The sequence below is a fragment of the Streptosporangium sp. CA-115845 genome (genome assembly GCF_050943795.1).
In the GTDB taxonomy this organism is placed as follows: Bacteria; Actinomycetota; Actinomycetes; order Streptosporangiales; family Streptosporangiaceae; genus Streptosporangium.
The window spans coordinates 4,486,015-4,511,280 of sequence record NZ_CP191988.1 but is presented as its reverse complement, the minus strand read 5'-3'; the positions used below and the strand labels follow the sequence as shown (position 1 = coordinate 4,511,280).

Sequence of the window (25,266 nt, the reverse complement as noted above, 5' to 3'; positions counted from 1 at the left end):
AGGCGGCTAAACAGGTCTAGAGAGCGGCACGTGGCGCCTCAGCCATGACGCGTAGACGGGGGCGCGCCGCACCTCGGCCCAGTAGGTTCTGGTGACCGCCTGGACCAGGTCGGGCCCGTACCGGGCGACCGGCCCGTGCTCGGTCCACCCGATCATGTGCCGGAAGCGCAGCGGAGTCCCGGCCAGCGGCCGGATGGTGATCCCCGGGTGGCCCTTGCTGGTCGCCTGGAACATGCCGACGCATCGGCCCGAGGAGATGAGGTCGATGGCGAGGCTGAGGTCGGCGGAGTAGGCGACCTTCGGGGTGAAGCCCTGCTGGGCGCAGGCGGACCAGAAGTGCTCGCGGTGCCCCGCCTCGACCAGCGCGTGCATGACCCAGTCCTCGCCGGCGAGGTCACGCAGCTCGATCTCCTCCTGTCGGGCGAGCAGGTGGGAGGCGGCCACCCCGACGAAGATCGGCTCGACGGCCACGCCCGCGTAGACCACTCCCGGGGGCGGGAGGAGCTCGTGTCCCGGATAGTCGCCGAGGGTGGCGAGCTCCAGGCGCTCGGACTCCAGGAGTCCGGGCAGCAGGTCCATCGCCTCCTCGGTGCGGACGGTGATGTCGGCACCGTCCAGCAATTCATTAAGGCATCCAATGACATTTATCGCTAAATGGCTGGACATACAGCCCAGGCGAATTCTGATCTTCTCCGGGGGCTGGTCGGCGTAGCGCATGCCGTCCCGCCGTAACTCGTCGAATGCCGGCAGCAGCGACCGCGCCCTGATCAGCACCCACGCGCCGAGATCGGTGGGCCGCGCCCCCTCCCGGCCTCGCTCGAACAGCGGTCCGCCGAACATCCGCTCGATGCGTCGCAACTGCGTGGCGAGCGCGGGCTGCGACATCTTGAGTGCGACGGCCGCTTTGGAAATGCTGCCCGAATCGGCGATCGCACAGATTGCTCGTAGGTGACGCACCTCTAGGTCCACGCCGGGAGCTTAATAGTAAAGAACCTTTCCGGTAAGGCCCAAGTTTCGGGGAGACGGGCAAGCCCGTCGGCGCGAGGAAGACGCCACGGCGACCGGCCCCGGCCCAGCGACTGCCGACGATCGGCGACTCTCTCGTCGAACAGACCGTGGCGATCAACCCGATCCGCCTTGGAGACTTCGCCGGGCGCCTCTCTCGCCATGGGCTGGACAAGGTCAGCAAGGCTCTTCGCCTGGTCTTCGCTCTCTCCCCATCAGATCCTCCCGAGGGGACCGTCGCCTTTAGGCGGTGACTCCTCCGCTCCCTTCAGGGAGCGGAGGAGTCACAACGAAGTACCACATCAGGACGGTCCTGGTCCCTCACCGAGAACAGCCACGACCTGCGGCCGGTTCAACCGCATCAGCCCTGCGAGTCGGCCTTCCTGTCGGCCTGTAAGACGGCCACCCTCAGGCCGACCAGGTGGCCGAGGCTCTTCATCACGCCATCCGTGCCGGGCCGGGACGCCCATCCGTCCCGGCCCGGCGCGTGGACCCGGTTCGTACACACAGGCCCCTGATGGAGAAGGAGAGCGCGCTCACCTTCATGCAGTTCAAGCGGCATGTGAGTACTCCGCCGAGCTCATCGGGGTGCTCTTTGTCATGATCTTGTACGTGACTCGCTCGTCGATCTCGTACCCCATCGGCTTCGAGCGCCTCGGAGTCAGACGCACACCTCCGCGGTGTGGGCGTGCCCGCGGCTGCCACCCACTTCCACCTTGAGCGCGGTCCTGGCCTTGCGCACACCGCGGTCGCTTTCCCTGACCGATTTCACCGGCCAGGGCAACGTGATCTTCACCTCGTCGCTGGTCCTGGACGGGTCGGAGACCGCGAGCCGTACCCGCTTGCCGTCGCGGCGGACCAGCAGCGTGCAGGGGCCGTCGGCGGCGAGCGGTCCATCCGCGCTCTCGACGGCCCCCGCGCGCCAGAAGACGGCGGCGAGCACGCCGTCGCGCGCGATGGCCTGCACCGCTCCGGAGTTGGCCACGATCTCGATCCGCCCGTGGTAAGCCGCCGTCTGCGCGATGGAGGCATCAGGCAGTACGGCGTAGGCGTAGCGTGCCTTGCGGGGATCGACGCCGTGGTCGATGAGGATCGTCGTGTAGTTCCTGGTGGCAGAGGATGTGTCGCCTCCGGTGGTGGCACCCTTGTCGATGTCCCGCCAGCGGCCGGTGCGCCTCTTGCGGATCACCTTCGCGCCGGCGCCGTCGAGCAGCACGTAGCCGGCCACACCGGACAGGTGGACCCAGCCGTCGCCCCGGGTCAGCGGTGGATGCCGATCGTGGGTGTTGCGGTTCTCCACGATGGTCTCGATACGGCGGCCGTCGGAGGCGGTAATGCCGGCGCCGAGGGCGATCACCGCGTCATCGAGCAGGAACCACGCCTTCTTGGCCCGCAGCGAGGAGCCTCCGGCGATCAGCTTCGTGACTCCTCCGCTCCCTGAAGGGAGCGGCTTCTCGTTAAGCCGCTTGCGCGACGTCGCGAAGGGCAAGCCCTGCCCTGAGGATGTTGGTCGCCGCGTTCACGTCGGCGTGCGCGACGTGTGCGCACCGCTGACAGTGGAACTCGGCTTGGGTGGAGCGGTTCTCCTTCGCGCAATGCCCGCATTGGGCACAGGTGCGGGAGGTGTTGGCGGGGTTCACCTCGATCATCTCTTTCGCGGCGCTTTCAGCCTTCGAGCGGAGGATCGTCAGGAACACCCCCCAACCCGCGTCCAGGATGCTGCGATTGAGACCGGACTTGGCTACCACGTTGGTGCCAGGCGCCTCCAGCGTGCCGGACGCCGAGCGGGTCATGTTCGTGATCCGCAGGTCCTCGCAGGCGATGACGTCGTAGTCGCGGACCAACGCGAGTGCGACCTTGTGTGCGCCGTCGAGGCGTTGACGGCGGACCTTGCCGTGCAGGGCCGCGACGCGGGCCACAGCCTTGCGGCGCCGCTTGGAGCCGCGTTTCTTGCGGGCGAGGTTCCGCTGGGCGACGGCGAGGCGCTCGGCGGACGCGGCCAGGTGGCGCGGGTTGTCCAGGTGCTCGCCGTCGCTGGTGGTGACGAGCGAGGCCACGCCCAGGTCGATCCCGACGGCCGCGCCGGTGGCGGGCAGGGGCTCGGCGGGAACGTCGTCGCACGACAAGACGAGGTACCAGCGGGAGACTTCCCGCTTGACGCTGATCGTCTTGACGGTGCCGCGCACCGGCCGGTGCCGGTGGACGCGGACGTGGCCGACGCCCTGAAGGCGGACGTAGGTGGCGCTGGGGTGTTCGGGCTGGGAGTCCCACCGGCAGCCGTCACCGTCTTTCGGCCACTCCACCGTGTCGAACCGCCCCTTGCCCTTGAAGCGGGGGAAGCCCGGTGTGCGCCCGGCCTTGACGCGGGCGAAGAACGCCTGAAACGCCTTGTCCAGGCGGCGCAGGGTGGCCTGCTGGGAGGAGAACGACCACCGGCCTTGGCCGTCTGCGTCATCGGCGCGGATGTGCTTCAGCTCGGCCGATTGCTCGCCGTAGCGGATGCTCACCTTCGCCTTGGCATAGGCGGTGCGGCGGTGCTCCAGCGCGGCGTTGTAGAGGGCGCGGTGGTCGTCCAGGCAGGCGGTCAGCGCGGCGGCCTGCTTGCTGGTGGGGCGGAGCAGGAACTTGAACGACCTACGCACGAGCACCACCACTTTTGGGGGTGCGCTCGTACTGCGTCTCGATGTAACGCCGCACCGTCTCGGCGGACACCGCGCCGACCGTGGCCGCGAAGTACGACCGTGACCACAGCGTGGGCAACTGGGAGCGCAGGTGTGGAAACTCGGCGCGCAGGTGGTGGGAGGTGAAGCCCTTGAACTGGTTGGCCACGTACGACGGCGAGTTCTTCGGGTGTGGCCTGACGAACAGGTGCACGTGGTCGGGCATCACCTCAAGCGCCACGATCTGCCAGCCGTGCTCGTCGGCCTTGGCGTGGATCAACTCCTCAAGGCGGTCTTTGACCCGCCCGCCCAGAACAGGGCGGCGGTACTTCGGGCACCACACCACGTGGTACCCGAGGTCATACGCCGCGCCGGGGGAGGTCCGCACTTGACGAGTCACACGATCATTATAACGACGCCATCCATCTAACGTGCGACGATCGGAGAACTTTCATGCGCAGACCTGACCGGCCAGGGCAGGCTCGGGCCTTGACGGCCCTCCCCCTCCCGATTCCCCCATCGCCTAAAGGCGACGGTCCCCTCGGGAGGATCTGATGGAAGGGCGGACTCCAACCGAGAACAGTTGAACGCCCCGGTCGATCTCAACCCACCCCTCTCAACGTCAGCCGGGCAGCGGGCGCCATTGCCTGGATACCGGCGAGCCAGGTGACCCGGAACCCGCTCTCCTGGCTTCCTTCCCGTCATCCTGTCGAACGCCGGAAGGCATCCGTCGGTTCTGGCTGGTGAGTGTCGTTCTAACCAGCGAGGAGCTTACTGACCGCCTGGTGGGAGACTCCGAGTAGCAGGCCGATATCCCGATGGGGAAGCCCCTGCTCGTGCAGACGGCGCGCGGCCTCGCGTGAACGACTGACCGCGTCATCACGCAACCGGTCCGCCTCCCGGCGAATCTCCCTGGTCCGCGCGACCTCTGCGGCGAGTTCCTCCCCCAGGACGGGAACCACCGTGATCTGCCAAGCAGTCACGGCCGGGTCGTCGATGTCGAAGCGAAGAGCCAGTAGATCGCGCACCGTCTCCTCGGCCTGATACGGATTGCGACAGAGGGTTACGTCCGGGACTGATCGCGATCGGGTAACGGCCCGCGCATGGGTGCGGCCGCTCGGTGATGATCGGGTTCGACCAAGAACGTGATCGTCAACAAGCGGCCGCGGAATTCATTGTGCAGCATGCCGGGCACCCGGCAGGCGAAGCCTGCCTGCAGGTCTTCTTCCCCCACCTGACCGAGCTGGCCGTGGAAGAGCTCGTCGATCGCGGCGGCTATGTGCTGATCCGGGCACGGACCGGCGGAGCGCCCGCCCTCTGTCCAGGATGCCGGGCGCCGTCGACCCGGCTGCACGGACATTACCGGCGGCTGCTGCAGGACCTGCCGACCGGTGGCCGCCAGATCCTCATCAGCCTGACCGTACGCCGATTGAAGTGCGGCAACCCGACCTGCCAGGTACGGACCTTCGCCGAGCCGATCAGCGGCCTGGCCAGGCGACATGCCCGCAACACCTCCCTGCTGCGGCGCATGCTGGAGCGGTTCGCCCTCGCGCTGGCCGGGCGGGCCGCCTCCCGATTGCTGGGCCTGCTCGGCGTCACGGTGTCGAGGGACACACTGATCCGGCTGATCCGAGCCCTACCCGATCCCGAGATCGGCCAGGTCACCGTGCTGGGGGTCGACGACTGGGCGAAACGGCGCGGGCACTCCTACGCCACCTTGCTGGTCGACATGGAGACCGGCCGGCCTATCGACGTCCTGGACGACCGCCAGGCCGACACCTTCGCCGCCTGGCTACGCGAGCATCCCGGCATCGAGGTGATCTGCCGGGACCGGGCCGGCGCCTACGCCTAGGGCTCCAGAACCGGGGCACCGAACGCGATCGAAGTGGCTGATCGCTGGCATCTGTGGAACAACTTATGCAAAGCAACCGAGGCCGCCGTCCGAACGCACCGCGGTGACCTGCCAGAGCCCGAGCCCGATCCGGGGCCGGGGCTCGCCGCGCCAGCGGTGATCGAGCCCGAGTCACGGCCCGAGTCGCGCACGGCGGTCCGGACCCGCGAACGCCACGCCGCCGTTCATAAGCTGGCCGGACACGGCATGACAATCTCGGCGATCTCCCAGCGGCTGGGTCTGGACCGCAAGACCGTCCGCAAGTTCGCGGGCGCCGCCAGTGTCGAGCACCTCATCAACGGGCCGCGCTCCCGGACCCGCTCCTTCGAGGAATTCGTCCCCTATCTGCGGCAACACGTCACCGAAGACGGGATCGTCAATGCCGTCCGGCTGTATGCCGACTCCGGGAGCGCGGCTATCGCGGCAGCCGCCGCACCGCCCGCCGCTACCTGGAGCCTCTGCGAGCCGCGGTCACCACCCCCGATCCCCCGCCGCCGCCTCCGACGGTCCGTGAGACCACCCGCTGGATCACCAGCCACCCCGACCACCTCACCAATGAGGAGAACACCCGGCTCAAAGCCATCCTGACTCGCAGCCCGCATCTGAGCGCCCTGGCCGGGTACGTCACCGCGTTCGCCCAGATGATGAGCGAACGTAGTGGACAGACGGATCTCAAAGCCTGGCTGGCCACCGTTGACGCCGACGACATCCCCCAGCTGCGCTCCTTCGCCCGGGGCATCGAACGTGACCTTGACGCCGTCACCAACGGCCTGTCCCTGCCCTACTCCTCTGGTGCGGTCGAGGGCAACGTGACCAGGGTGAAGGCCCTCAAACTCAGCCGATACGGCCGCGCCAGCCTCGACCTCCTACGAAAGATCATCCTCTGTAGCCACTGACGGGGATCACCCTGGGTTACGACGTCACACACTTTGCGCCTGAGCCACTTTTACATGGCCACGGACATCGCGTCGACCCAGCTCAACAGCCACGGCTCGAAGAAATCCACGCCAACCTCCACGACCGGCTCCAAGAAGCCAAGGACCGGGGCCGGCTCGGTGAAGTCGCCGCGATAGAGACCATCCCGGCCGCAGCAGCGCAGAAGCTGGAGGCCATGCGCGACCTCACTGCGAAGCACACCACCGTCCACCTCGGCATGCCCGACTTTCGCAGTAGTGCCGGATGTCTTGAAGCCGAGCTGTGATGGTGGTGCCGCTTCGAATCAGTAGCGTCTGTCCAGGGCTTCAACGAGGCCGCGGAGTTCGCGTGCCCGCCGCCGGGTCATCGCCAGCATCACCGCTTCGAGGTACTCGCGGGCCTGCCACGGGTCGCCGCAACAGGCCCACTCCGTGCAGCCATCGCTCTCGTAGTCCCACAGGCGTCGATTCGGCTGGTGGACGAAGCTTCTCCAGCGCACCATCGCTGACCCGATCGAGCCAGGCCACAGGTACTTCTTCTGACGCTCGATCCGTCGGATCTCTGCGAGTGCTTTCGAGGACAGACCGTGAATGGTCGTGATGTCGTCCTGCATCCGGGGCCGGCGCGGAAGCTCGGCACGGACGCGGCCAAGCCGTTTACCCGGCATCGGCCTTTCTGATGATCGTCATGCCGGACATCTTCCCACCAGAGGGCGCCATCCGGCCAGCGCCGAGTGCAAGGACTGATTACCGATCGACGCCCGCCCTTCCGTTCGCGAGGCGGATGGAGCCGCTCGTCGGACCTCGTCGCCGAGTCAGACCGCCAGGACGAGCCGCTATCGTGCAGCCGTGACCGGTTCCGGGCAGCGTCCGCTGCTCTTCCTCGATGTCGACGGACCACTCATTCCCTTCGGCGCGGCGCCGCAGCAGTATCCGACGTATCAAACGAGTCCTGAACCACAGGGAACCGGCTCGAATCCGCTTCTGGCCAGGATCAATCCCAGGCACGGGCCCCGGCTGGCGGCACTACCGTGCGATCTGGTCTGGGCCACGACATGGATGGCCGACGCGAACGAGTGCATCGCACCACGGATCGGCCTGCCGAAGCTGAAAGTGGTGATCTGGCCGGAACCATCCGACACTGACGAGCAGGACGAGCGGAACGGGCTGCACTGGAAAACCCGCGCCCTCGTCGACTGGGCAGCAGGTCGCTCATTCGCTTGGGTCGATGACGAGATCACGAACACCGATCGAACCTGGGTGTCCGCACACCATCGAGGACATGCCCTGCTCCATCGTGTCGATCCCCGTCAGGGCCTGACCGACTGTGACTACGCCGCTCTCAACGAGTGGCTGCAGAGGACCATTGGGGCGCCGCCGTCGCATGGTTCGGCTTGAAACCGGCCCACGAGTCAGGCAGCCCGCGACACATCGAGCTCAACTGGGGCCACCCCGACAGCGGCGTCCACAGGGGAGCCGCCATCGGGCCGGCGCGGCATCGGATGCACGAGCTGACCGGGTTGGACATCCCAGCCATCAGCATCGACGAGCTCATTGCCGACGGTCCCACTCGCGTGGTGGTGGTGGCCACGAACAGTGGCACTGATATCCACGGCAACCCGTGGAGGATGACCGTTCTTGAGCTGGTCGACGTGGCGAACGGCAAGATCACCAAGAAGCGTTTGTTCTACCAGGACACTGCGCTTCCACGGGATATCTCACTCGAACGCGAGGCGGCACTCGCGCAGAAGGCCGGAGAGGCCTGATCGCCCAGCACGCCCCTTTCGCGCACGTCGCCGAAGCAGAGCGGTACGAGCAGCCGTCGAGTACGCCATCCGCGGCGGCGTCGAACGCAGCGGCGTCGTACGACGAATCGCATGTGCGTCTGTCCCCCGTGCGAGCTACCCGCGAATGTCCACCGCACGGGGACGATTCCAGACCGCCGAATCCCTAGCGTTTCCTGGCGTAGCGGCGGCGTCCCGTCGCGGAGTCCCCCCAGGTAAGGGAGTCGTCATGCGGTTGTTGAAACAGCTCGTGCCCGTCGCGCTGGTCGCCTTCGCCGGCAGCGCGATCGTGGGCGCGGTGCAGGGGAGCCCGCTCCTCACCCTGCTCCTCGGCGTCGCGACGGCCGTGCTCACCGTACTCGTGTACGCCCGCGTGGTGCGGTGGTCCGAGCGCCGCGCACCGGTGGAGGTGGCGGCGCAAGGTGCCGCCCGCGCCATCGCACGAGGGGCGCTGATCGGTGTCGCGCTGTTCGCGGCCGTCATCGTGAACATCGCTCTCGTGGGCGGCTACCGAATCGACGGCCTGGGCTCGCTGACGAGCGCGGTCGGGCTGCTCGGCTTCATGACCGCCGCCGCGGTGACGGAGGAACTCCTCTTTCGCGGCATCCTGTTCAGGATCGTCGAGGAACGCATGGGGACGTGGCTGGCGCTGGCGCTGACCGGCCTGCTGTTCGGCCTGTCGCACCTGTTCAACCCGCATGCCAACCTGTGGGGCGCGATCGCCATCGCGATCGAGGCGGGCGGCATGCTCGCCGCCGCCTACGCCGCCACCCGCACCCTGTGGGTGCCGATCGGCGTGCACTTCGGCTGGAACTTCGCGGCGGCCGGCATCTTCGGCACCGAGGTCTCGGGCAACGGCGCGACGCAGGGGCTGCTGCACGGCGTGACGTCGGGCCCCGCCGTGTTCACGGGCGGCGAGTTCGGGCCGGAGGCGAGCCCGTACGCGGTGGTGTTCGGCCTGCTGCTGGCGGTCGTGTTCATGTGGCTGGCCCGCCGGCGCGGCAATGTGGTCCCGCTCCGGCGTGGCGCGACCGCTACGCTCGCCCAATGATCGATCTACGGCGGGTCACGGACCTGTGGCGGCGGTGCGACGTCGTGGTCCGGGACTTACCGTTCGGGCTGCTGCTGGCCGTCGTATCGTTCCTATCGGCGCTCCACGGCAAGGGGACGCAGGTCGGCGACCTGCCGGCCCGCCCCTTCGACGCGCTGGCGTTCGTGGTGATCGCCCTGGAGTGCCTTCCGCTCGCTGTGCGCCGGCGATGGCCGGCCGTGTGTCTGGCTCTGGTGTCGCTCGGCTTCGTCCTCGACCAGCTCCGCGCCTACCACGTGTTCGCGAGCAACGCGATGCCCATCGCGCTCATCAGCGCAGGCGCCCATCTGGAGCGCCGCCGGCGCGTCACCGTGGTCCTCCTTTCCATGGCGTACGTGCCGCTGGCGCTCGCGCTTGGCCGGCTCGGCGCGACCGAGAGGGTGGCAGGTTACGTGGTGTTCTACCTGATCTTGACCCTCGCGTGGGGCATCGGGGCCTGGTTGCGCTCCACCCGCGCCGCCGAGGCCGAACGCCGCCGCCACGTCGCCGAGGCCACCCGCGCCGCCGAACGCACCCGGATCGCCCGCGAGCTCCACGACGTCGTGACGCACCATGTGACGGCGATGGTCGTGCAGGTCGAGGCCGCACGCTACCTGACCACCGCCCCCGACCGCCTCGACGCGACGCTGAGCGTCGTCACCGACACTGGCCGACGGGCCATCACCGACCTGCGGCACATGCTCGACCTACTCAAAGCCGATCACGACACCGACGTCAGCATGCCCTCCGCCGGCGAGCTCCATACCCTCGTGGAGCAGACCCGCCGGGCCGGGCAGCTGGTGGAGTTCACCGAGAAGGGCAGTCCGGCGGAATCGGCAGGCAGCGCCGAGTTCGTGACCTATAGGGTCGTCCAGGAGGCCCTGACGAACGCCCTCAAATACGCCTACGGCAGCCCGACCGTGGTCCGGGTGCGCTACGGCGAGAAGGAGATCAGCGTGGAGGTCAGCACCGACGGCCCCGGCTCCAGGACCGCCTCTCCCGGCGGGAGCGGGCGGGGCCTGGCCGGGCTCCGCGAGCGGGTGGACGCCATGGGCGGCGAGTTCAGCGCCGATCGGCAGGCGGATGGCGGCTTCGTGGTACGGGCCCGCATCCCCGCGGGGAGCCCGTCGTGACCATGCCGATCCGGGTCCTGGTCTGCGACGACCAGGCGCTGATCCGCACCGGCTTCGCGACGATCATCGACGCGCAGCCGGACCTGGAGGTGGTGAGCGAGTGCGGCGACGGTCGCGCCGCGGTCGACCTGGCCCGCCGGCTGAGCCCCGACATCGTGGTGATGGACGTGCGGATGCCGGTGCTCGACGGCATCGAGGCCACCCGCCTGCTGGCCGGCGCCGGGGTCGAGAGTCCGATCAAGGTGCTCGTGGTGACGACGTTCAACCTGGACGAGTACGTGTACGAGGCGCTGCGCGCGGGGGCAAGCGGGTTCCTGCTCAAGGACGCCCCACCGGCGCAGCTCCTGCACGGCATCCGTACCGTCGCGGCGGGCGCCGCGCTGCTGGCACCCGAGGTGACGCGGCAGCTCGTCGGCAGGTACGCGGCCCGGATCCGCCCCGCCCAGGCCACGCCGGACAAGACCACGCTGACCCCGCGCGAGCTGGAGGTGCTGCGCCTCATCGCAGACGGCAGGTCCAACAGCGAGATCGCCGCGACCCTGGTGATCAGCCAGGAGACCGTCAAGACGTACGTGTCGCGCATCCTCACCAAGCTCGACCTGCGTGACCGCGTGCAGGCGGTGGTCTACGCCTACCGCAGGGGCCTGGTGACCTGAGACACACCGCCCGGGACGGGATGGAGGATCAGCTCGGTGCGCTCGGCCTCGTACGCAAGCCGGCCGGCATCGATCACGTGCACGTCGCCGGGACGCCTATGGCCGGGCTGACGGCGTGGCAGTTCCTGATCGAGCTCGGACACGATCACCCGTCGCCCTTCCACGCGGCGCGGCCTCGCCCGATGGCACTCGACGCCGACACGACGGTGCTCATCAACGGCGCGACGGGCGGCACTTCGCCCTGCAGCCGGCGAGATGGAAGGGTGCATGTGTCAGCGCGGTGGCATCGGTGTTCGCTACGGGCGGGTCGAGACGAGTTCGAGCAGCTTGACGAGCTGATCGAGCTGTTCCGGGTCCAGACGGCCGGTCCTGGGTACCAGGGCGCGTCGGACTTCGTCCTCCACTCGCTTGGCCAGTTCGAGCCCGGCCGGGGTCACGTACACATCGACGACCCGGCCGTCATCGGGGTTCTTGCCGCGCGTCAGCAGCCCCCGGCGCTGAGCGCGGTCGATGAGGCCGGACATCGTGGACTTGTCCAGGCCGAGGTAGGCGGCCAGTTCGGTAATGCGGGCGCGGCGGTCGCGGAGGATGCCGAGCACCCGTAGTTGGGTGAGCGACAGATCATGCTCGCCGCCGATGCGGGTCAGCACGCCTGCCACCTCGAAGGTGGTCCGGACAAGGGCGTCCACGACATCGTCGGCGGCGGTCATGCCATCATGCTAGTTCGGCATGGTTGGCAATGCCAACCATGCCGACCATGCCGAAGCCGACCCGAGCGGAGGCGAATGGTTCCCCCTGCTCCAGCACCGGCGCGCTGCCCGTCGGCCGCAGCCCTGATCATCGCGCACGGCCCATGCACCTCCGAGCGCGATGGTGACAGCACGCAACGTGATGTCGCGTCAATCACGCCGCATCCGTTGACATGGTTTGTATTACCACCCACTATGGAGGTGGTTGGTAATACAAACCATCTCCAGGAGGTCACCATGCACGCTGCCGTCATCCCGGCAACCGATGCCCCGCCGGTCTATCACGACCACCCCGACCCCACGGAACGCCACGGCGACGAGATGGTCGTTGAGGTCCTCGCGGCCGGTCTGCACCATCTGACCAGGGCAAAGGCGAACGGCTCGCACTACTCCAGCACCGGTGTGTACCCGCTCGTCCCCGGCGTCGACGGCGTAGTACGCGACAAGGAGGGCAACGTCCGCTACGTGGCCCTGGACGACACAGCTCTGGGGACGTTCGCCGACCGCACCCTCATCGACCCTCGCCGCAGCGTGATCCTGCCCGACGGCATCGACCCCGTGCAGATCGCCGCCGCGATGAACCCGGCCATGTCGTCCTGGGTCGCGCTGCGCCGCCGCGTCGACTTCCACACCGGTCAGCGCGTCCTCGTCCTCGGCGCCACCGGCAACGCCGGACGGATGGCGGTCCAGATCGCCAAACTGTTCGGCGCCGCCCAGGTCATCGCCGCCGGCCGCGACACCACCCGCCTGAGGGCACTGACCGCGCTCGGCGCCGACGAGACGATCACCTTCGACCAGATCCGCCACGCAGCCGACGTCGACGTGGTCCTCGACTACGTGTGGGGTGAATCCGCCGCCGGCGCCATGATTCCGATGCTCACCGCCCGCGCCGACCGCACCGCCCCGCTGGCCTGGATCCAGATCGGATCCATCGCCGGCCAGACCGCGCCGATCCCCTCCGCGGCACTGCGCTCCGCCCGCCTGCAGATCGTCGGCAGCGGCATCGGCTCGGTCCCCGCCCGGGACTTCCTCGCCGAGCTGCCGGAGCTGGCCTCAGCGGTGGCCGCGGGCGCGATCGACGTACGGGCCCGCGCCGTACCCCTCGCCCAGGTCGCGCAGGCGTGGACCGCCGAGACCGACGACCGCATCGTTTTCGTCCCCTAGCCGTCACATCCGAGGAGGAAGCCATGACTTCGTTGAGCAGCAGTAGGAGACGGGCCCTGGTCGTGGGTCTCGGCGTCAGCGGCATCGCCACGGCGATCGGCCTTCGGCGCATCGGCTGGGATCCGGTGATCGTGGAGAAAGTGCCGGACCGTCGATCGGGTGGTTACTTCGTCGTGTTGTTCGGCGCCGGCCAGGCCGCGGCGCGGCGACTCGGCATTCTCGACGCCATCCCCGACCGATCGCCGCCCAACGGCATCACCTACACGGTGGATCGCGCCGGCGTCCGGAAACCCGGCCTGGGGTTCGGGGATCTGCCGGTCTCGCCTCGCATGATGCTGCGTGGTGACGTGGAACGTGCCGCCTTCGCCGCGCTCCCGCACGACGTGGAGATCCGCTACGCGACGACCCCCACCCGCATCGAGCAGGATGCCTCCGGCGTCGAGGTGACGCTCGAACACGACGGTGGATCCGTGACCGAGCGATTCGACCTCGTCGTGGGCGCCGACGGGTTGCGGTCCACGGTCCGGCGTCTCGTCTTCGGCCCGCACGACAGATATCTGCATCGGCTCGGCTACATGATCGCGGCGACGACGCTGCCAAGCCCGGTCGGCGGGCTCTCCCCGCACGAGGGGGCGAGTCTCCTAGAGCCCGGCCGGGCCATGTGGGTCTTTCCGTTCGCCGACCACCCGCCCACTGTGCTCTTCTCGTACCGCACCGACGACGTCGACGCCGAGTTCACCGGCCGGCCCGCCGAACAGGTCCGCGCCGCGTACGGACCTCAGCCCACGGGCCGGCTGCTCGGCGAGGCGCTCGACGCGCTCGACGCCGCCGACGAGTTCTTGTTCGACTCAGTGGAGCAACCCCGCATGGACGCCTGGTCGCACGGCCGGGTTGTGCTGGTCGGCGACTCCGCATGGTGCCCCAGCCTGTACTCCGCCATGGGGATCTCCGCCGGGCTCGCCGGAGCCGACCTGCTCGGCAGCATGCTGCACCGTCACCCCGGTGACATCCGCGGCGCTCTGCGCGCCTGGGAGGCACAGCTCCGCCCGCACATGACCTACTACCAGGCCAACGGCGTCGAACAGCGGTATTTCGTCACCCCCGGCAACCAGCGGCAGATCGCCCTCCGGCCGGTCATGGCGCGCAGCCTCCGGCTCCCGGTGATCGGCAATGCCTTGCGCTCCCTGCGAAGCAACACCAAGTCCATCCGAGAACGGGAACTGGACATCGCCCACGCCGGCTGACAAGAGCCCGGTCCGCATGCACGCGCTTCAAACACGATGCTCGCTTGGGCAAGGTGAGCGGGCCGGCGACGCCGACGATCACAAGGTGCCGATGGCAGTCGAATGACCGATGTGTCCATATTTATAGCGCGCCGGGCAGCTCTATCAGTGCTATCAGGACGGCGTTGAGGACCAGCTCGGCGCCCTGGACCTGGTCCTCAACGCCCTCGTGCTGTTCAACACGCGGTACATCGACGCCGCGGTGAACCAGCTGCGTTCCGACAGCTTCGACGTCCAAGATGAGGACGTGGCCCGCCTCTCGCCGTTCGTGCGGCACCACATCAACATGCTCGGCCGGTATTCCTTCCAGCTCCCGAACCTGCCCGGCGGTCTGTGGCCACTCCGCGACAAGGACGCCACCGACGACGAGTAATCCCGCCTCGGCCGCCCGTTGCAGCGGGCGGCCCGGTGTGAGGAGGGCCGCCCGGACGCGCGCCATTCCGCGGCAAGGCGCTTGCTCACGCCTTGATCTGGGTGAGCGCGCTCCAGCCGTGTTCCAGGAGGTCGAAGGCCCGGGTGATGGCCTTGCGGGGGTTGTCGTGAGCGTAGGCCGCGCGGGGGGCTCCGAGGGCAAAGTGGGCCAGGGCAGCGCAGATGGGGTCGCACGCGGCGAGGCCGCTCTCCTCGGCGATGGCCTGAGCGAGTGCGGCAGTGTGGCGCAGCCACATGTTCTGGGCATGGTCGCGCAGCGCGGGGGTACCGGCCACCAGGTTGGTGAAGGCGGTGAAGCCGGCGTCGCTGTCGGCAGCGGCCAGCCGGGTGGTCAGGGCGTGTTCACGCAGCGCGGCGGGGATGGACTGGAGTGCGGCGACGTGGCCGGTGTAGGCCGCGTGTCCTTCGCGGGTGAGGCTGAACCATGTCCTGGGGCGCTTGCCGACGTATCCCTTGCGGATCTGCACATAGCCGGCCGTCTCCAGGGCACTCGCGTGTTTGGACAGCACCGAGTCACTGATGCCCCTCCCCCAGCGCTGGGCGGCGGGTGCCGGATACAACACTCGGAGATGTTCCAAGAGCAGCGGAAACGTCCGGGCGGTGTGTGCTAAAAAAGGCGCGTCGGCCCAGCTCATTGGGGATTGCCGAGAGATCGGCGAGCCCGGGTGAGCGGGCGGGCCAGAGCGACAGGCCGTGCCACGGCGCCCGGAAGGGCGTGAGCGAGCCGGTCACCCGGAGGAAGAAAGACGGCCCCGAGCCGGTGCTACCAACACCGTCCCAGGGCCTTGATCCATTCACCCTGCTACACCAGGAGAAAGATCCGTGCTCGACTGTACCCGCGCGCCCGCGCCCGTATCAAACATCCTCTCCCGTCAGACGATCGTCTTCTCGGTCTCGGAGGGCGGGCGATGAGCATCCGGCAGGCGAAACCCCCCTCCGACCGGTTCACCCGGATCTCCAACCTCTGGATCCGTGACCTGCGGCTGTCGTGGAAGGCGCGCGGCCTGCTGGCCTGGCTGACCTCGCACGCGACCGGCTTCCGCGTCTCGGAGAAGACCATCGTCTGCGCCGCCCCGGACGGCCGGGACGCGGCCCGGTCCGCCATCGGGGAACTGGAGGCGTACGGCTACCTGGTACGCGAACGCGCACGGGGCCGCGACGGCAGACTCGGGGGCGTCACCTACATCATCTGCGACCCCTGGTCACCGCGACTCACCGTCGACGAGCCTGCGCCGGAAAACCCGCCGTTGGTCCCGACCAGCACGGACACCGTGAAACCCCAGGTCGCGGCCTACGCCGGGAAACCCAACGCAGGAAAACCCACCCGCATAAGAAGAACAGAGAAACAAGAAGACCAGAACCCCGAGAAGATCAGCGAAAACCCACCTCTTCTCGCCGTAGGCGAGCCTGCGGACCGTAGGAGGCCGGGCGCCGCACCGACGCCTGCGGCGAACCCGGAAGAGTCGTCCCGGATGGCCGCCGAGTTGCTCGGCAGGCTGCCCGACCACTACCGCCGCGCCCCGGCCTGGCTACGCTCCCGGCTGCTGAAAAGGATCTCCGAGGCCCTTCTACGGCACTCCCCGCCGGCCATCGCCGGCTACTGCACCAAGTTCGTCGGTAATCCCACCTTCGGCGACTACGAGCATCTACGCCGCTTCGACGACGTGCTCAGAAAGCTGGCCGCCGACATCACCGACGGCACCGCCTGCCCAGGCTGCGGACACGATCCCCGGCATCCGTTCTGCGACACGGAGGTGGGAGATTGGGGTGATCATGTGTGGACAGACCCCAGGGAGACCGGTCGTCCCGGAGGGGGAGAAACGAGCAGATCGTCGAGGCCGGCTTCGGAGAAGGCGGCGTGCACGTCCGTCTGGCCCTCGGTGAAGTGGGTCCAGCCCTCGACATGGAGCGGCACGACGTGCCGGGCTTTCAGCAGGCGCGCGGCGATCACCATCTCGGTGGCGTTCAGGGTGAGCCGCTCGTCGATCATGGGCGTGCGGACGGCGCCGCCGAACAGCAGCGCGACGTCGACGACCGGGAACCGCCCGGCGATGAGCTCCACGTACTCCAGTGAGGCGTTGTCCCCGCTGATGTAGACGGTGGGCAGCCCGTCGCCGGTGAGCACGAAGCCGGTGACCTGGCCGACGATGGGCTCGCATCCCGGCGGGCCGTGCAGGGCGGGAACGGCGGTGACGCGCACCCGGCCGACGTCGTGGTGCTGCCAGGGGTGCATCGGGGTGACCCCGATGCGCGCGGCGGCCTCGGGCGTGCTCAGGGTCAGCGGCGCGGCGGACATCATCTGGCGGCCCAGCCTGTCCAGGTTGTCGGGATGCTGGTCGTGGCTGAGCAGTACCAGGTCCACCCGGCCGACGTCGGCCGGGGAGAGGGCCGGGCCGACGGTCTTGGTGAGCGTGAGCGGCCCGACGGGGTGATCTCCCGGCGGATCGAAGGTCGGATCGGTGAGGATGCGCAGCCCGCCGAGTTCCAGCAGGGCCGTCGGGCCGCCGATCACGGTGATGGTGGTCGTCATGGGCGGATCCGTTCGCTGCGCGGTCGGGCATCGTCTGGATCATGCTAGCCCTGCACTCCGCACATGACCTCGATTCACCTGGGGCGATTACCCTCTGCGCTGGATCAAACACCGACCTGTAGCGATGCGGCATGTGCGGAAAACGGGACTAGCCGAACGGGACGCGGGACGCCCCCCGGTCGAGCACACCGCCTGCTGCTCCAACCTTCCTGGCCGGAAGGGCGCCGGGATCCGGCGTGTCCGGCGTGTCCCGGACACGCCGGACATGTGCGCCCCCGTGACCGGCGGTGGCCCCCGGCTCCGCCCGTACCGATGACGCTCGTCCCGCGGCCACGGGATCGGGCCGCGCGCACCGGCCGGTCATGGCCGCCGCCTGGCGGCGACCATGACCTCCACCTTCACCGCATCGTGCGCGCGGCCCCGAAGGCCGTCAGACGGGCATCACCCGCAGGGCGGGATAGTGGGCCGAGTTCAGGTACAGCTTGTCGGTGCCGTGCTCCTTCTCCAGTTCCAGGACGAACCGATAGCGGTAGAGCCCCGGCCGGGCGTCGCTCATCACCGCCCCGGCCCAGTAGTAGTAGACGGCGGTGTACTGGTCGCGCATCCGGTCGGGAGCGCCGTAGATCTTGAGCTCGGTCATGATCCGGCGTTCGGCGACGTCGTCCTCGTCGCCCTTCTCGATGTCGAGGAAGACCAGGTTGTTGATCTTCGGCATCGGAGGCCAGGTGCCGTCCGGACGGCGGTGCATGTCGATCGGGCGGATGATCCAGTTGATCACCTGCCCCTGCTTGCAGATGGTCTCCAGGTGGTCGCCGCCCTGCCCGACCCCGCCGACGCTGTTGTCCATCATGTAGAGGCAGCCGTCCAGGGACTTCGTCGCGGCGGCCTTCTCCATGTCGACGAGGGTCACCACGTTCAGCTGGACGGAGTTGAGCTGGCCGCGATCGGCGAAGTCCGCAGCCGCGTATTCCTGTTCCTGGGTCATCGGCCTCACTTTCCCTCGGTGACGGGACCGGCCAGGGCCGGCCGGGTGGTGGGGGTGAACGGCGTGCCGACGGTGCCGAGCAGGAACGAGAGCCGGTACGGGACCGGTTCGGTGAGGTCCTGCTTGACCTCGGCGGTCCAGAACACGATGTCGGTGCCGGGATACACCTTTCGCGTGGGCTCGGCGATCTGCGGGTCGATCTCGATGTCGGCGAGGGCCACGTAGGTCTCGCACTCCAGCGGGATCACGTTCCACAGCAGGGTGTCGCCCTTGCGTACCCGGCTGTGCAGCTCGGGGGTGCCGAACCCGGTGGACCCTGCGGCCCCGTTGGTGTCGTAGAAGTAGAGGTTGTCGTCCAGGTTCTCCGACGCCAGCGCGGCCACGGGGTCGACCACCGCGGTGATCGTCACGGGCCGGACGGGCTGGGCGGGCCGGCGTTCGGACTGTCTGTTCCTCGGGGGCATGCGACTCCTTCAGTCGAGAATGCTCCGGTTCGGAGCGGGTCAGCCGGCGGCCGGGACGGACGGGAGGGGAAGTACGCCCAGTCCGGCGCCGGTGAACCCGTTGCGCTTCGGATCGTTGATGATCTTGAGGCTGGACTCGCAGGTCAGGTCCACGGACTGCCAGACCAGCTCGTCGTCCTGCTCGACCAGCTCGTGCAGCTGGACGTGCACCGTGTACGGGTAGACCCCGGGCCGGCTCGTGTCCACGGTCGCGGCCCAGTACCAGCCGTCGTAGATCATGTCGGGTGACCCGTACTGGGCCGGGTACATGATCTTCTCGGTGACGGCCTGGCCGGTGATATCGGTGATCACCGGGGCCGGGTAGTTGTACGCGCCGGGGCTGCTCGTGGTCCTGCCGGTGACGTCCAGCAGCTTGGCCTCGGTGAGGCCGCGCCCGCCGCCCGACTTGCGGGCGCGCTTGCCGACCCGCTGCTGCAGCCGCTTGAGATCGGCGCCGCTCACGCCGCCCTCGCCGCTGAGCGCGGCCAGTTCCTCCAGCGTGCGCCGGTCGTCGGCGCGTTCCTGCTCGGCCAGGTAGTTGCGCGGCACCGTCGGGGGGATCGACCCCAGCGCCGCGGGCAACCAGTTCAGCACCTGCTCGGTCGCCTGCGACCCGTCGAGGAAATGGGTGCCGGGCACGATCGTCACCAGCTGCTCGGTGCCCACCCCGACCGAGCCGAGCAACTTCATGTTGTCGAACCAGTACGTGTTGCCGTCGAGCGACCGCGTCCGGAGCGCGTTCTCGACGTCGAAGAGCACGATGATCCCGTGTTGCTGGGCCATGAAACCGCCTTTCGCAGAACGTGGCTCACACGCGCAGCAGCGCGGGCGAGTCGATGTGCAGCACGCTGTTGGGTCCTTCGTGGAGCTTGAGGGAGAGCCGGTACCGGTACGGGACACCGGGCGTCATGTCGTAGGGCACGACGCCCTCCCACACCAGGAGGTCGTAGTTCTCGTGCCCGTTGGAATCGGTGGCGTCGGCCCCCGCCCCGGGCACCCCGGCGGGTGCCGGAACGGTTCCGGGCTCCACCGGGTACGACGGCACGGTCTGGTCGGCCGGGGGCGAGGCGGTCGCACCGGACAGAAACTCGATGGCCTTGATCTCGACCGGAGTCTGCACGTCCACGTGGATGGGCGTCCACTGGACGACCTGTCCCGGGACCACCACCGTGACGAGGTCGGGAGTCCCCTGGTGCCTGCTCCCCGCCGAGCTGTCGTCGACCAGCGAGAGGTTGCCGTTGTGCAACGTCCGGTCGGACAACGCCCCGACGGCGTCGACCATCACGACGATGCTGATCCTGTCTTGCATCGATCCTCCCTTGTCGGGTGTCATTCGGGCGTACGGGCCACCAGCTGCTCAGCCCCGGTCCCTGACCAGTGGCGTCTTGCCGACGGTGGTCCGCTCGATCTGCGGTGAGGAAGGCGGCACGAACGCCAGCCGGAACCCGTATCCGGTCTGCTCGATGGCCGCCGCGTTGGCCTCCCGGTCGTTGAAGAGCGACAGGGAGCTCGGCAGCGCCTGGGTGAACAGCTGCCGCGTCCCGCTTGCGCCGAGGGCGTGCTCGACGGCCGCGGCCGTGCCCTCGGCGTCGTCCACCGCCACCAGCAGGGTGAGGGTCCGGTCCTCACGGTGGTTGTGGAACTGGACCTCGTGCGCGACCAGGTCCAGGTCGACGCCGGCCGTCGAGCACAGCCGCCCGCGCAGGGCCGCGTAGGCCAGCGTCGCCGAGTACTGGCTGTCGTTGAGGTGCAGCACGTCGGCGGTGCGCCCGGCGAACTCGAATCGCTCGGTGCGCAGCCCGGGCCCGTTCAGGGCGGGGCGGCGGATCATCCGATCGCCGAGCTTGAGCCGGAGCAACGGCGTCTCGTCGGCGTGCAGCCGGGTGACGACCAGCTCGCCCTCCTCGCCTTCGGCGACGGCACGGCCGTGCTCGTCCACGATCTCCACCAGGTGCAACCCCGGCACGGCGGAGAGCGCCGGCGAGGTGTGGTCGAGCTGGAGCCCGACGCACTCGGCCTGGGTCGCCGCGAAATAGCTGAGGATCGACACATTGGGGAAGAACGCCCGCAGCTCGTCGCGCTTGCGCTGCGGCAGGGAGCCGCTGCCGTACATGGCGACCCGGAAGCTCGCCCTGGCGTGCGGGGGCAGGCCCGCGCCCAGCTCGGGCAGGAGCGCGATGCCGGCGGTGATGCCCATCAGCGCCTTGTGGCCCGGGTAGGAGAACATGTGCTCCAGCACCGGCGCGCTCACCGGTCCCGCGCCGATGTAGTTGACCTCCGGGACGTGGGACAGGACGCCGCCGACCATGGTCCCGCTGCTCCACATCTGGTAGTCGGCCAGGGTGGTGAACAGCCAGCGCGGCGCGGGGCCGCGCAGGTAGCGGCCGAGCTGGTAGGCGCCCATGAACGCCCCGGCGATGCGGTAGGTGTCGCGCAGCTCCCGCAGGGAGTACACGATCTCCAGGGGCATGCCGTCACCGGTGCCGCCGCTGGCCACCACCTCGAACCCGCCGTGGCCGAGCGGCACGACCATCCCGGCCCGTGCGCCCATGAACATGTCCCGCTGCACGGTCTTGTCCGAGAGAGGGATTCGCTCCCACTCGGACATGTCGGCGGGGGCGCCGCGGACCCCGAAGTAGTGCAGCCGCTCGCGCCACAGCGGGTTGAGCAGGGCGACGCCGACGAGCTGCTGAAGCCGGCGGAACACCAGCGCGTTCTGAAGGTCGAGCGGGGACTCGCAGTACGGGACTCCGGTGAGCCGCCCGCACTCCTCCAGCTTCCCCGCGAACGACGGCAGCCGGGTGACGTCGTCCACCGAGCGGGGCCGCAGCTCCTCCTCGGGGATCAGCCGTGCCGCCAGCTCTGTCGAGGCGGCGATGTCCAAATCCGTCATGGTCATGAATGACTCCCATTCCACTGGTCGTGCCGGGCCGCGGCGCTCGCGCGCAGCACCCGTTGCCCGATGTCCCTGATCTCGGCGATGAGCATGGCCAGGTGGTCGGCGTCGATCAGGTGGTTCATCACCACCACGCGCAGCGCCGCCACCCCGTCGATGTCGACCTTGGAGATGAAGAAGCGCCCGCCGCCCCGGATCCGGTTGCGGATCTCCAGCTGCAGCCGGTGCACGGTCGCCGGTTCCAGGCCGTCCGGCCGGTACCGGAAGCACAGGATGTTGGACTCCGGCTCGTGCGCCACGGCGAAGTCCGGCTCGGCGGCGAGCATCCGGTACGCCTGCCGGGCCATCGCGCACAGCCGGTCGATCCGCTGCGCGAACAGCGCCGGGCCGTAGACCGACCAGACCGTCCAGAGCGGCATGATCATCGGGCGTTTCGTGCACTCGAAGTTCTTGTCCGCGCTGTCGTAGGCGCTGTAGACGTCCGGTTCCTCGTCGAAGACGTAGCTGGCACGCTGCCGGAACGCACCGCGCGCCGCCGTGCCGTCGCGGTAGAAGAGCAGCGTGCACGGCGCCGGCATGAACAGCATCTTGTGGGCGTCCCAGGTCAGCGAGTCGGCCTGCTCGATGCCGCGCAGCCTGTCCCGGTGCCGGTCCGACAGCAGCAGGCTCGCCCCGTGCGCCCCGTCCACATGGAGCCAGAGCCCATGTCGGCGTGCCACGGCCGCGAGCTCCTCCAGCGGGTCGAAGGCGCCCATCGACGTGGTCCCGGCCGAGGCCACCAGGCAGAACGGTCGCAGACCGCGCCGGTGCGCCTCGTCCAGTACCGGGCCGGCCAGATCGGGGCGGATCCGCCCGGCCCGGTCGACCGGGAGCCGGACGATCTGCCGTTCCCCGATGCCGAGCACCCCGGCCGCCCGGGTCACGCTGTAGTGGGCCTCCTCGCTGACCGCGATGGCCGGGGGACCCGACATCCCGCCGGCGCCGCGCGTCCAGATCTGCGGGAAGGCGCGGTTGCGGGCGGCCAGCAGCGCGGTCAGGTTGGCCAGGGAGCCCCCCGAGGTCGTCACCATGGCGAACCGGTCTCGGTCCCAGCCGATGAACCGGTTGAGCTCCTCGGCCATGAGCCGCTCGGCGACGCTGGGGAGCTGCCCGGCCTCGTAGAAGGAGGAGGGCTGGTTGACCACCGAGCCGACCAGGTCGATGAGGCTGGCCAGTGGCACCACGCCGGAGAACTGCCGTCCCATGTAGCCGGGTGAGTAGACCGGGATGCCGGTCCCCGTGTACAGGTCGACGATCTGCTTCACCCGGTCGGCGTCGAAGTCGGCGATGCGCCGCCGTTCCGGGGTCATCAGTTCCCTCGCGGCCTTCAGCAGCACCGCCGGATCGAGGAGGTCGAGTCCCCGGACCGACCGGTCGCCCAGGTACGTCGTCAGGCGGCTGACGATGTCCACGGCGCCGTCGTGGAAACGTTCGGGGTCGAAGGCCGCGGTGAGGCCCGGCGTGGGTGACCGGGAGCCTTCGCCGGTCGTCGGCTCTGGGAAGGAACTCTGGACATCGGAAAGCGAACTCGTCACGGAGGAGACTCCAAACGATCCGGCGTCGAGAACGCCCATGTGGTCGCGCCTGGACGAGAACTCGGACATGGTGCATTGAACTCCCGGGCGATCACGTGAAGGTTCTCGCGAATAAATGCGTGATCTGCGGCGATGCGTCGAGTGGGAAAGAGATCCTCGGCATACGGGGGCACGGGGCGGTATTCGTGCCGCTGCTGAGCCGTCCTGACAGATTGGAACGGTCCAAATTCAAGAGGGAATAATATCGACCGACGATGGTGGGAGATGGCATGAGAGGGCCTCATTGCCCCCTGTTCACGCCCTGTTCAAGCAGTTCGGGTCAGTCCGGCGGTGGTGTCGCCGACGATCAGGATCTGGAGGAGACCTAGCGTGGACGAATCGCGATTAATTCGACCTGAATTTCATCCGCCGTACACGTTGGCGCGCCTGTCATGTAAGTGAGCTAATCATTGATGCCAGGGGGGCGCAAGACCTCGAATGCAGGTGGAGTGACAGATTCCGGCCACAGTTACTTGCGTGCGGCGATGGAGATGGAGGATTTTCGGCGGTTCTCAGCCGTTTTGAGGCTTATGAGTTTTTCTCGTGAACTTGGATCAAGCTCGGAATTCGAGGCCGCCACCTCGGCGACCAAGCCCATTAACATGACATTCTTATTACATATGCCTTTATTCTCAAAAATGCATCAGAAGACTTTACTGGCCGATATGTCGGTCTTTCTCGATATATCGGCACTAAACCGCCGCGCGCCGGCAGCAGTGTGGCGCGGCGGCCATGGGCCGCCGCGCCACAGGTGCGGTGTTTCGGGTTTTCGGAGGTCAGCTCGCGCTGCAGGAGACCGTCGGCCAGGTCGAGTTGCCGTTGCGCTGGATCGTCACGCCCCAGTTGTTGCCGTTGCCGTTGGGCCTGGCGGTCAGCACCTGGGCGCTGGGGTAGCTCGCGCTGATGTTCCAGGTAGCGATGATCTTCGCTGGGGACGGGACGTTCATCGTCACGGTCCAGTTGCTCGAGCCGCTGACCGAGACGTTGAGGTTGTACCGGTCACTCCACTGCTGCCCCGCGGACAGCGACGCGGTGCAGGCACCACCGCCACCACCGCCGCCGGAGGAGGAGCCGTCCACCGTTACATTGGAGTTTCCGCTGCTTTGATATCCCTCTGTTGCGAGGATCATGTAATCATGGCTGCCCAGATTCATGCCGTAACGGGACCATGCGTCGAAGTGGTTGCCGCTGGTTATGGTTCCGCCCGTTTTCTTTGACTGCCGGACGCTCCAGTACTGATTGAAGGTTCTGGTGCCCTCGATGGAGGGGGCGTTGGTTCGCGTCGTCTGGTAGATGTCGTACGTGCCGCCATCGCTGGTGACCGCGCCCTTGTACGTTCCGGTGGGCCGGTAGGTACCCCAGTTGTCGACGATGTAATACTCCACGAGTGGGTTTCTCGTCCACCCATAGAGAGTCAGATATGCATTGCCGGACGGATTGAAGCTGCCCGAGTAGTTCACGGTCCTGCGTCCGCCGGTGCTCCAGCCCTTACCGGCAACGAAATTCCCGGTATTGCTCCATGAGGTGCTGTAATTGCCGCCGGATCCCAGTTCCATGGAGACCGACCCGGGACTGTCGGTCCAGAACGAATAGAAGTAGCCGTTGTTGGTGCCGGTCTGATTGGAGGTGATGGCCGCGTGGGCGGGGCCGGGCAGCATCGCCACGGCCACGGCCAGCGCTACGGCGCAGGCACGGCCGACAAGCAGCTTGATGCGGCCGCGTCTGCGGCTCTTCGGGCGGGCGGGGACGTCGTTCATGCGCGTGCTTCCTCCTCGTGAAGGCCGGCCGGGGCCGGGCAGCGTGATACGACCCGGCGGGGCTGCCGGCGGCCGGGGGAACGGCCGCCGCGCGTCGGCGTCGTACACGTGGGGGGGGGTTGGCCGGTCGTCGTGCGGTCGACGACCGGAGGAGCAGGTCGCGGCGGGCGACTCGGATCGACAGTGGTTGAGGCCTAACGACGGCGAAAGTATCGGCGTGATGGCGAAAGTGTCGGCCTGAC

The 25,266-nt window shown here is 68.3% G+C and carries 27 protein-coding genes; 10 read left to right on the top strand and 17 right to left on the bottom strand.

The genetic code is table 11. The annotated features are described in order from the left end of the window. Positions 1-6: 6 nt before the first annotated feature. The 5 genes from ACQP0P_RS22765 to ACQP0P_RS22745 form a co-directional block, all read right to left on the bottom strand. A complete protein-coding gene (locus ACQP0P_RS22765; protein WP_433380511.1) occupies positions 7-969 on the bottom strand; it encodes a LysR family transcriptional regulator in 963 nt (320 codons plus the stop codon). Between the two features lie 697 nt (positions 970-1,666). After that, positions 1,667-2,494, bottom strand: a complete 828-nt coding sequence (locus tag ACQP0P_RS22760; RefSeq protein WP_433380508.1) for a polysaccharide lyase family 8 super-sandwich domain-containing protein — start codon at positions 2,492-2,494, stop codon at positions 1,667-1,669. After that, on the bottom strand, positions 2,463-3,647 hold the full coding sequence (locus ACQP0P_RS22755; RefSeq protein ID WP_433380505.1) for an RNA-guided endonuclease InsQ/TnpB family protein: 1,185 nt from the start codon (positions 3,645-3,647) through the stop codon (positions 2,463-2,465). The genes ACQP0P_RS22760 and ACQP0P_RS22755 overlap by 32 nt, the downstream gene beginning before the upstream one ends. Then, positions 3,640-4,065, bottom strand: a complete 426-nt coding sequence (gene tnpA / locus ACQP0P_RS22750) for an IS200/IS605 family transposase (protein ID WP_433380502.1) — start codon at positions 4,063-4,065, stop codon at positions 3,640-3,642. The genes ACQP0P_RS22755 and tnpA overlap by 8 nt, the downstream gene beginning before the upstream one ends. Positions 4,066-4,420: 355 nt before the next feature. Further along, positions 4,421-4,693 (bottom strand): hypothetical protein, encoded by a 273-nt coding sequence (locus tag ACQP0P_RS22745; RefSeq protein WP_433380499.1) that lies wholly within the window; start codon positions 4,691-4,693, stop codon positions 4,421-4,423. A gap of 149 nt (positions 4,694-4,842) precedes the next feature. Between ACQP0P_RS22745 and ACQP0P_RS22740 the strand changes: the two genes are divergently transcribed. Together ACQP0P_RS22740 and ACQP0P_RS22735 are read left to right on the top strand one after the other, a co-directional pair. Further along, complete coding sequence (locus ACQP0P_RS22740; RefSeq protein ID WP_433380496.1) at positions 4,843-5,517, top strand: ISL3 family transposase; 675 nt, start codon at positions 4,843-4,845, stop codon at positions 5,515-5,517. A 371-nt stretch (positions 5,518-5,888) separates the two neighbouring features. Then, positions 5,889-6,452: a transposase gene (locus ACQP0P_RS22735; RefSeq protein WP_433382017.1), complete on the top strand. Its 564-nt coding sequence runs from the start codon at positions 5,889-5,891 to the stop codon at positions 6,450-6,452. 50 nt (positions 6,453-6,502) lie between these two features. Here the strand turns inward: ACQP0P_RS22735 and ACQP0P_RS22730 are convergent, their stop codons facing one another. Both ACQP0P_RS22730 and ACQP0P_RS22725 read right to left on the bottom strand, forming a co-directional pair. Continuing rightward, positions 6,503-6,691 (bottom strand): hypothetical protein, encoded by a 189-nt coding sequence (locus ACQP0P_RS22730; protein ID WP_433380493.1) that lies wholly within the window; start codon positions 6,689-6,691, stop codon positions 6,503-6,505. Positions 6,692-6,775: 84 nt separating this feature from the next. Then, positions 6,776-7,138: a hypothetical protein gene (locus tag ACQP0P_RS22725; protein ID WP_433380490.1), complete on the bottom strand. Its 363-nt coding sequence runs from the start codon at positions 7,136-7,138 to the stop codon at positions 6,776-6,778. A 181-nt stretch (positions 7,139-7,319) separates the two neighbouring features. On the opposite strand from ACQP0P_RS22725, the gene ACQP0P_RS22720 reads away from it, so the two are divergent. The 5 genes from ACQP0P_RS22720 (at position 7,320) to ACQP0P_RS22700 (ending at position 11,112) form a co-directional block, all read left to right on the top strand. Further along, complete coding sequence (locus ACQP0P_RS22720; protein ID WP_433380487.1) at positions 7,320-7,868, top strand: HAD domain-containing protein; 549 nt, start codon at positions 7,320-7,322, stop codon at positions 7,866-7,868. Beyond that, positions 7,865-8,236 carry a nuclear transport factor 2 family protein gene (locus tag ACQP0P_RS22715; RefSeq protein WP_433380484.1) on the top strand — a complete coding sequence of 124 codons (372 nt, stop codon included), beginning with the start codon at positions 7,865-7,867 and terminating at the stop codon, positions 8,234-8,236. The genes ACQP0P_RS22720 and ACQP0P_RS22715 overlap by 4 nt, the downstream gene beginning before the upstream one ends. A 247-nt stretch (positions 8,237-8,483) precedes the next feature. Then, positions 8,484-9,305, top strand: a complete 822-nt coding sequence (locus tag ACQP0P_RS22710) for a lysostaphin resistance A-like protein (RefSeq protein WP_433380481.1) — start codon at positions 8,484-8,486, stop codon at positions 9,303-9,305. Next, on the top strand, positions 9,302-10,456 hold the full coding sequence (locus ACQP0P_RS22705; RefSeq protein ID WP_433380478.1) for a sensor histidine kinase: 1,155 nt from the start codon (positions 9,302-9,304) through the stop codon (positions 10,454-10,456). The genes ACQP0P_RS22710 and ACQP0P_RS22705 overlap by 4 nt, the downstream gene beginning before the upstream one ends. Beyond that, entirely contained in the window at positions 10,453-11,112 is a 660-nt protein-coding gene (locus ACQP0P_RS22700; protein WP_433380475.1) for a response regulator, read from the top strand. The genes ACQP0P_RS22705 and ACQP0P_RS22700 overlap by 4 nt, the downstream gene beginning before the upstream one ends. Positions 11,113-11,408: 296 nt before the next feature. Here ACQP0P_RS22700 and ACQP0P_RS22695 read toward each other — a convergent pair whose 3' ends face one another. Continuing rightward, positions 11,409-11,822, bottom strand: coding sequence for a MarR family winged helix-turn-helix transcriptional regulator (locus tag ACQP0P_RS22695; RefSeq protein ID WP_433380472.1), 414 nt, complete (start codon positions 11,820-11,822; stop codon positions 11,409-11,411). A gap of 276 nt (positions 11,823-12,098) precedes the next feature. On the opposite strand from ACQP0P_RS22695, the gene ACQP0P_RS22690 reads away from it, so the two are divergent. The 3 genes from ACQP0P_RS22690 (at position 12,099) to ACQP0P_RS22680 (ending at position 14,681) form a co-directional block, all read left to right on the top strand. Next, entirely contained in the window at positions 12,099-13,025 is a 927-nt protein-coding gene (locus ACQP0P_RS22690; protein ID WP_433380469.1) for a quinone oxidoreductase family protein, read from the top strand. A 23-nt stretch (positions 13,026-13,048) separates the two neighbouring features. Further along, entirely contained in the window at positions 13,049-14,269 is a 1,221-nt protein-coding gene (locus ACQP0P_RS22685; RefSeq protein ID WP_433380466.1) for an FAD-dependent monooxygenase, read from the top strand. A 184-nt stretch (positions 14,270-14,453) separates the two neighbouring features. After that, on the top strand, positions 14,454-14,681 hold the full coding sequence (locus ACQP0P_RS22680; protein ID WP_433382014.1) for a Tn3 family transposase: 228 nt from the start codon (positions 14,454-14,456) through the stop codon (positions 14,679-14,681). 85 nt (positions 14,682-14,766) lie between these two features. On the opposite strand, the gene ACQP0P_RS22675 is transcribed toward ACQP0P_RS22680, so the two are convergent. The 9 genes from ACQP0P_RS22675 to ACQP0P_RS22635 form a co-directional block, all read right to left on the bottom strand. Beyond that, entirely contained in the window at positions 14,767-15,303 is a 537-nt protein-coding gene (locus ACQP0P_RS22675) for a transcriptional regulator (protein WP_433380463.1), read from the bottom strand. 1,208 nt (positions 15,304-16,511) lie between these two features. Continuing rightward, the gene (locus ACQP0P_RS22670) at positions 16,512-17,270 is read right to left on the bottom strand and encodes an MBL fold metallo-hydrolase (RefSeq protein WP_433380460.1); all 759 of its coding nucleotides are present in this window, start codon (positions 17,268-17,270) and stop codon (positions 16,512-16,514) included. 430 nt (positions 17,271-17,700) lie between these two features. Beyond that, on the bottom strand, positions 17,701-18,255 hold the full coding sequence (locus ACQP0P_RS22665) for a hypothetical protein (RefSeq protein ID WP_433380457.1): 555 nt from the start codon (positions 18,253-18,255) through the stop codon (positions 17,701-17,703). 5 nt (positions 18,256-18,260) lie between these two features. Next, the gene (locus ACQP0P_RS22660; RefSeq protein WP_433380454.1) at positions 18,261-18,719 is read right to left on the bottom strand and encodes a hypothetical protein; all 459 of its coding nucleotides are present in this window, start codon (positions 18,717-18,719) and stop codon (positions 18,261-18,263) included. A gap of 39 nt (positions 18,720-18,758) precedes the next feature. Next, entirely contained in the window at positions 18,759-19,541 is a 783-nt protein-coding gene (locus tag ACQP0P_RS22655) for a hypothetical protein (protein WP_350924984.1), read from the bottom strand. A gap of 25 nt (positions 19,542-19,566) precedes the next feature. Beyond that, positions 19,567-20,067 (bottom strand): hypothetical protein, encoded by a 501-nt coding sequence (locus ACQP0P_RS22650; protein WP_433380450.1) that lies wholly within the window; start codon positions 20,065-20,067, stop codon positions 19,567-19,569. 48 nt (positions 20,068-20,115) lie between these two features. Further along, positions 20,116-21,657 carry a hypothetical protein gene (locus tag ACQP0P_RS22645; protein WP_433380447.1) on the bottom strand — a complete coding sequence of 514 codons (1,542 nt, stop codon included), beginning with the start codon at positions 21,655-21,657 and terminating at the stop codon, positions 20,116-20,118. After that, entirely contained in the window at positions 21,654-23,228 is a 1,575-nt protein-coding gene (locus tag ACQP0P_RS22640) for a pyridoxal phosphate-dependent decarboxylase family protein (RefSeq protein WP_433380444.1), read from the bottom strand. The genes ACQP0P_RS22645 and ACQP0P_RS22640 overlap by 4 nt, the downstream gene beginning before the upstream one ends. An 815-nt stretch (positions 23,229-24,043) precedes the next feature. After that, positions 24,044-25,024 (bottom strand): glycoside hydrolase family 11 protein, encoded by a 981-nt coding sequence (locus ACQP0P_RS22635; protein ID WP_433380441.1) that lies wholly within the window; start codon positions 25,022-25,024, stop codon positions 24,044-24,046. Between the last annotated feature and the right edge of the window lie 242 nt (positions 25,025-25,266).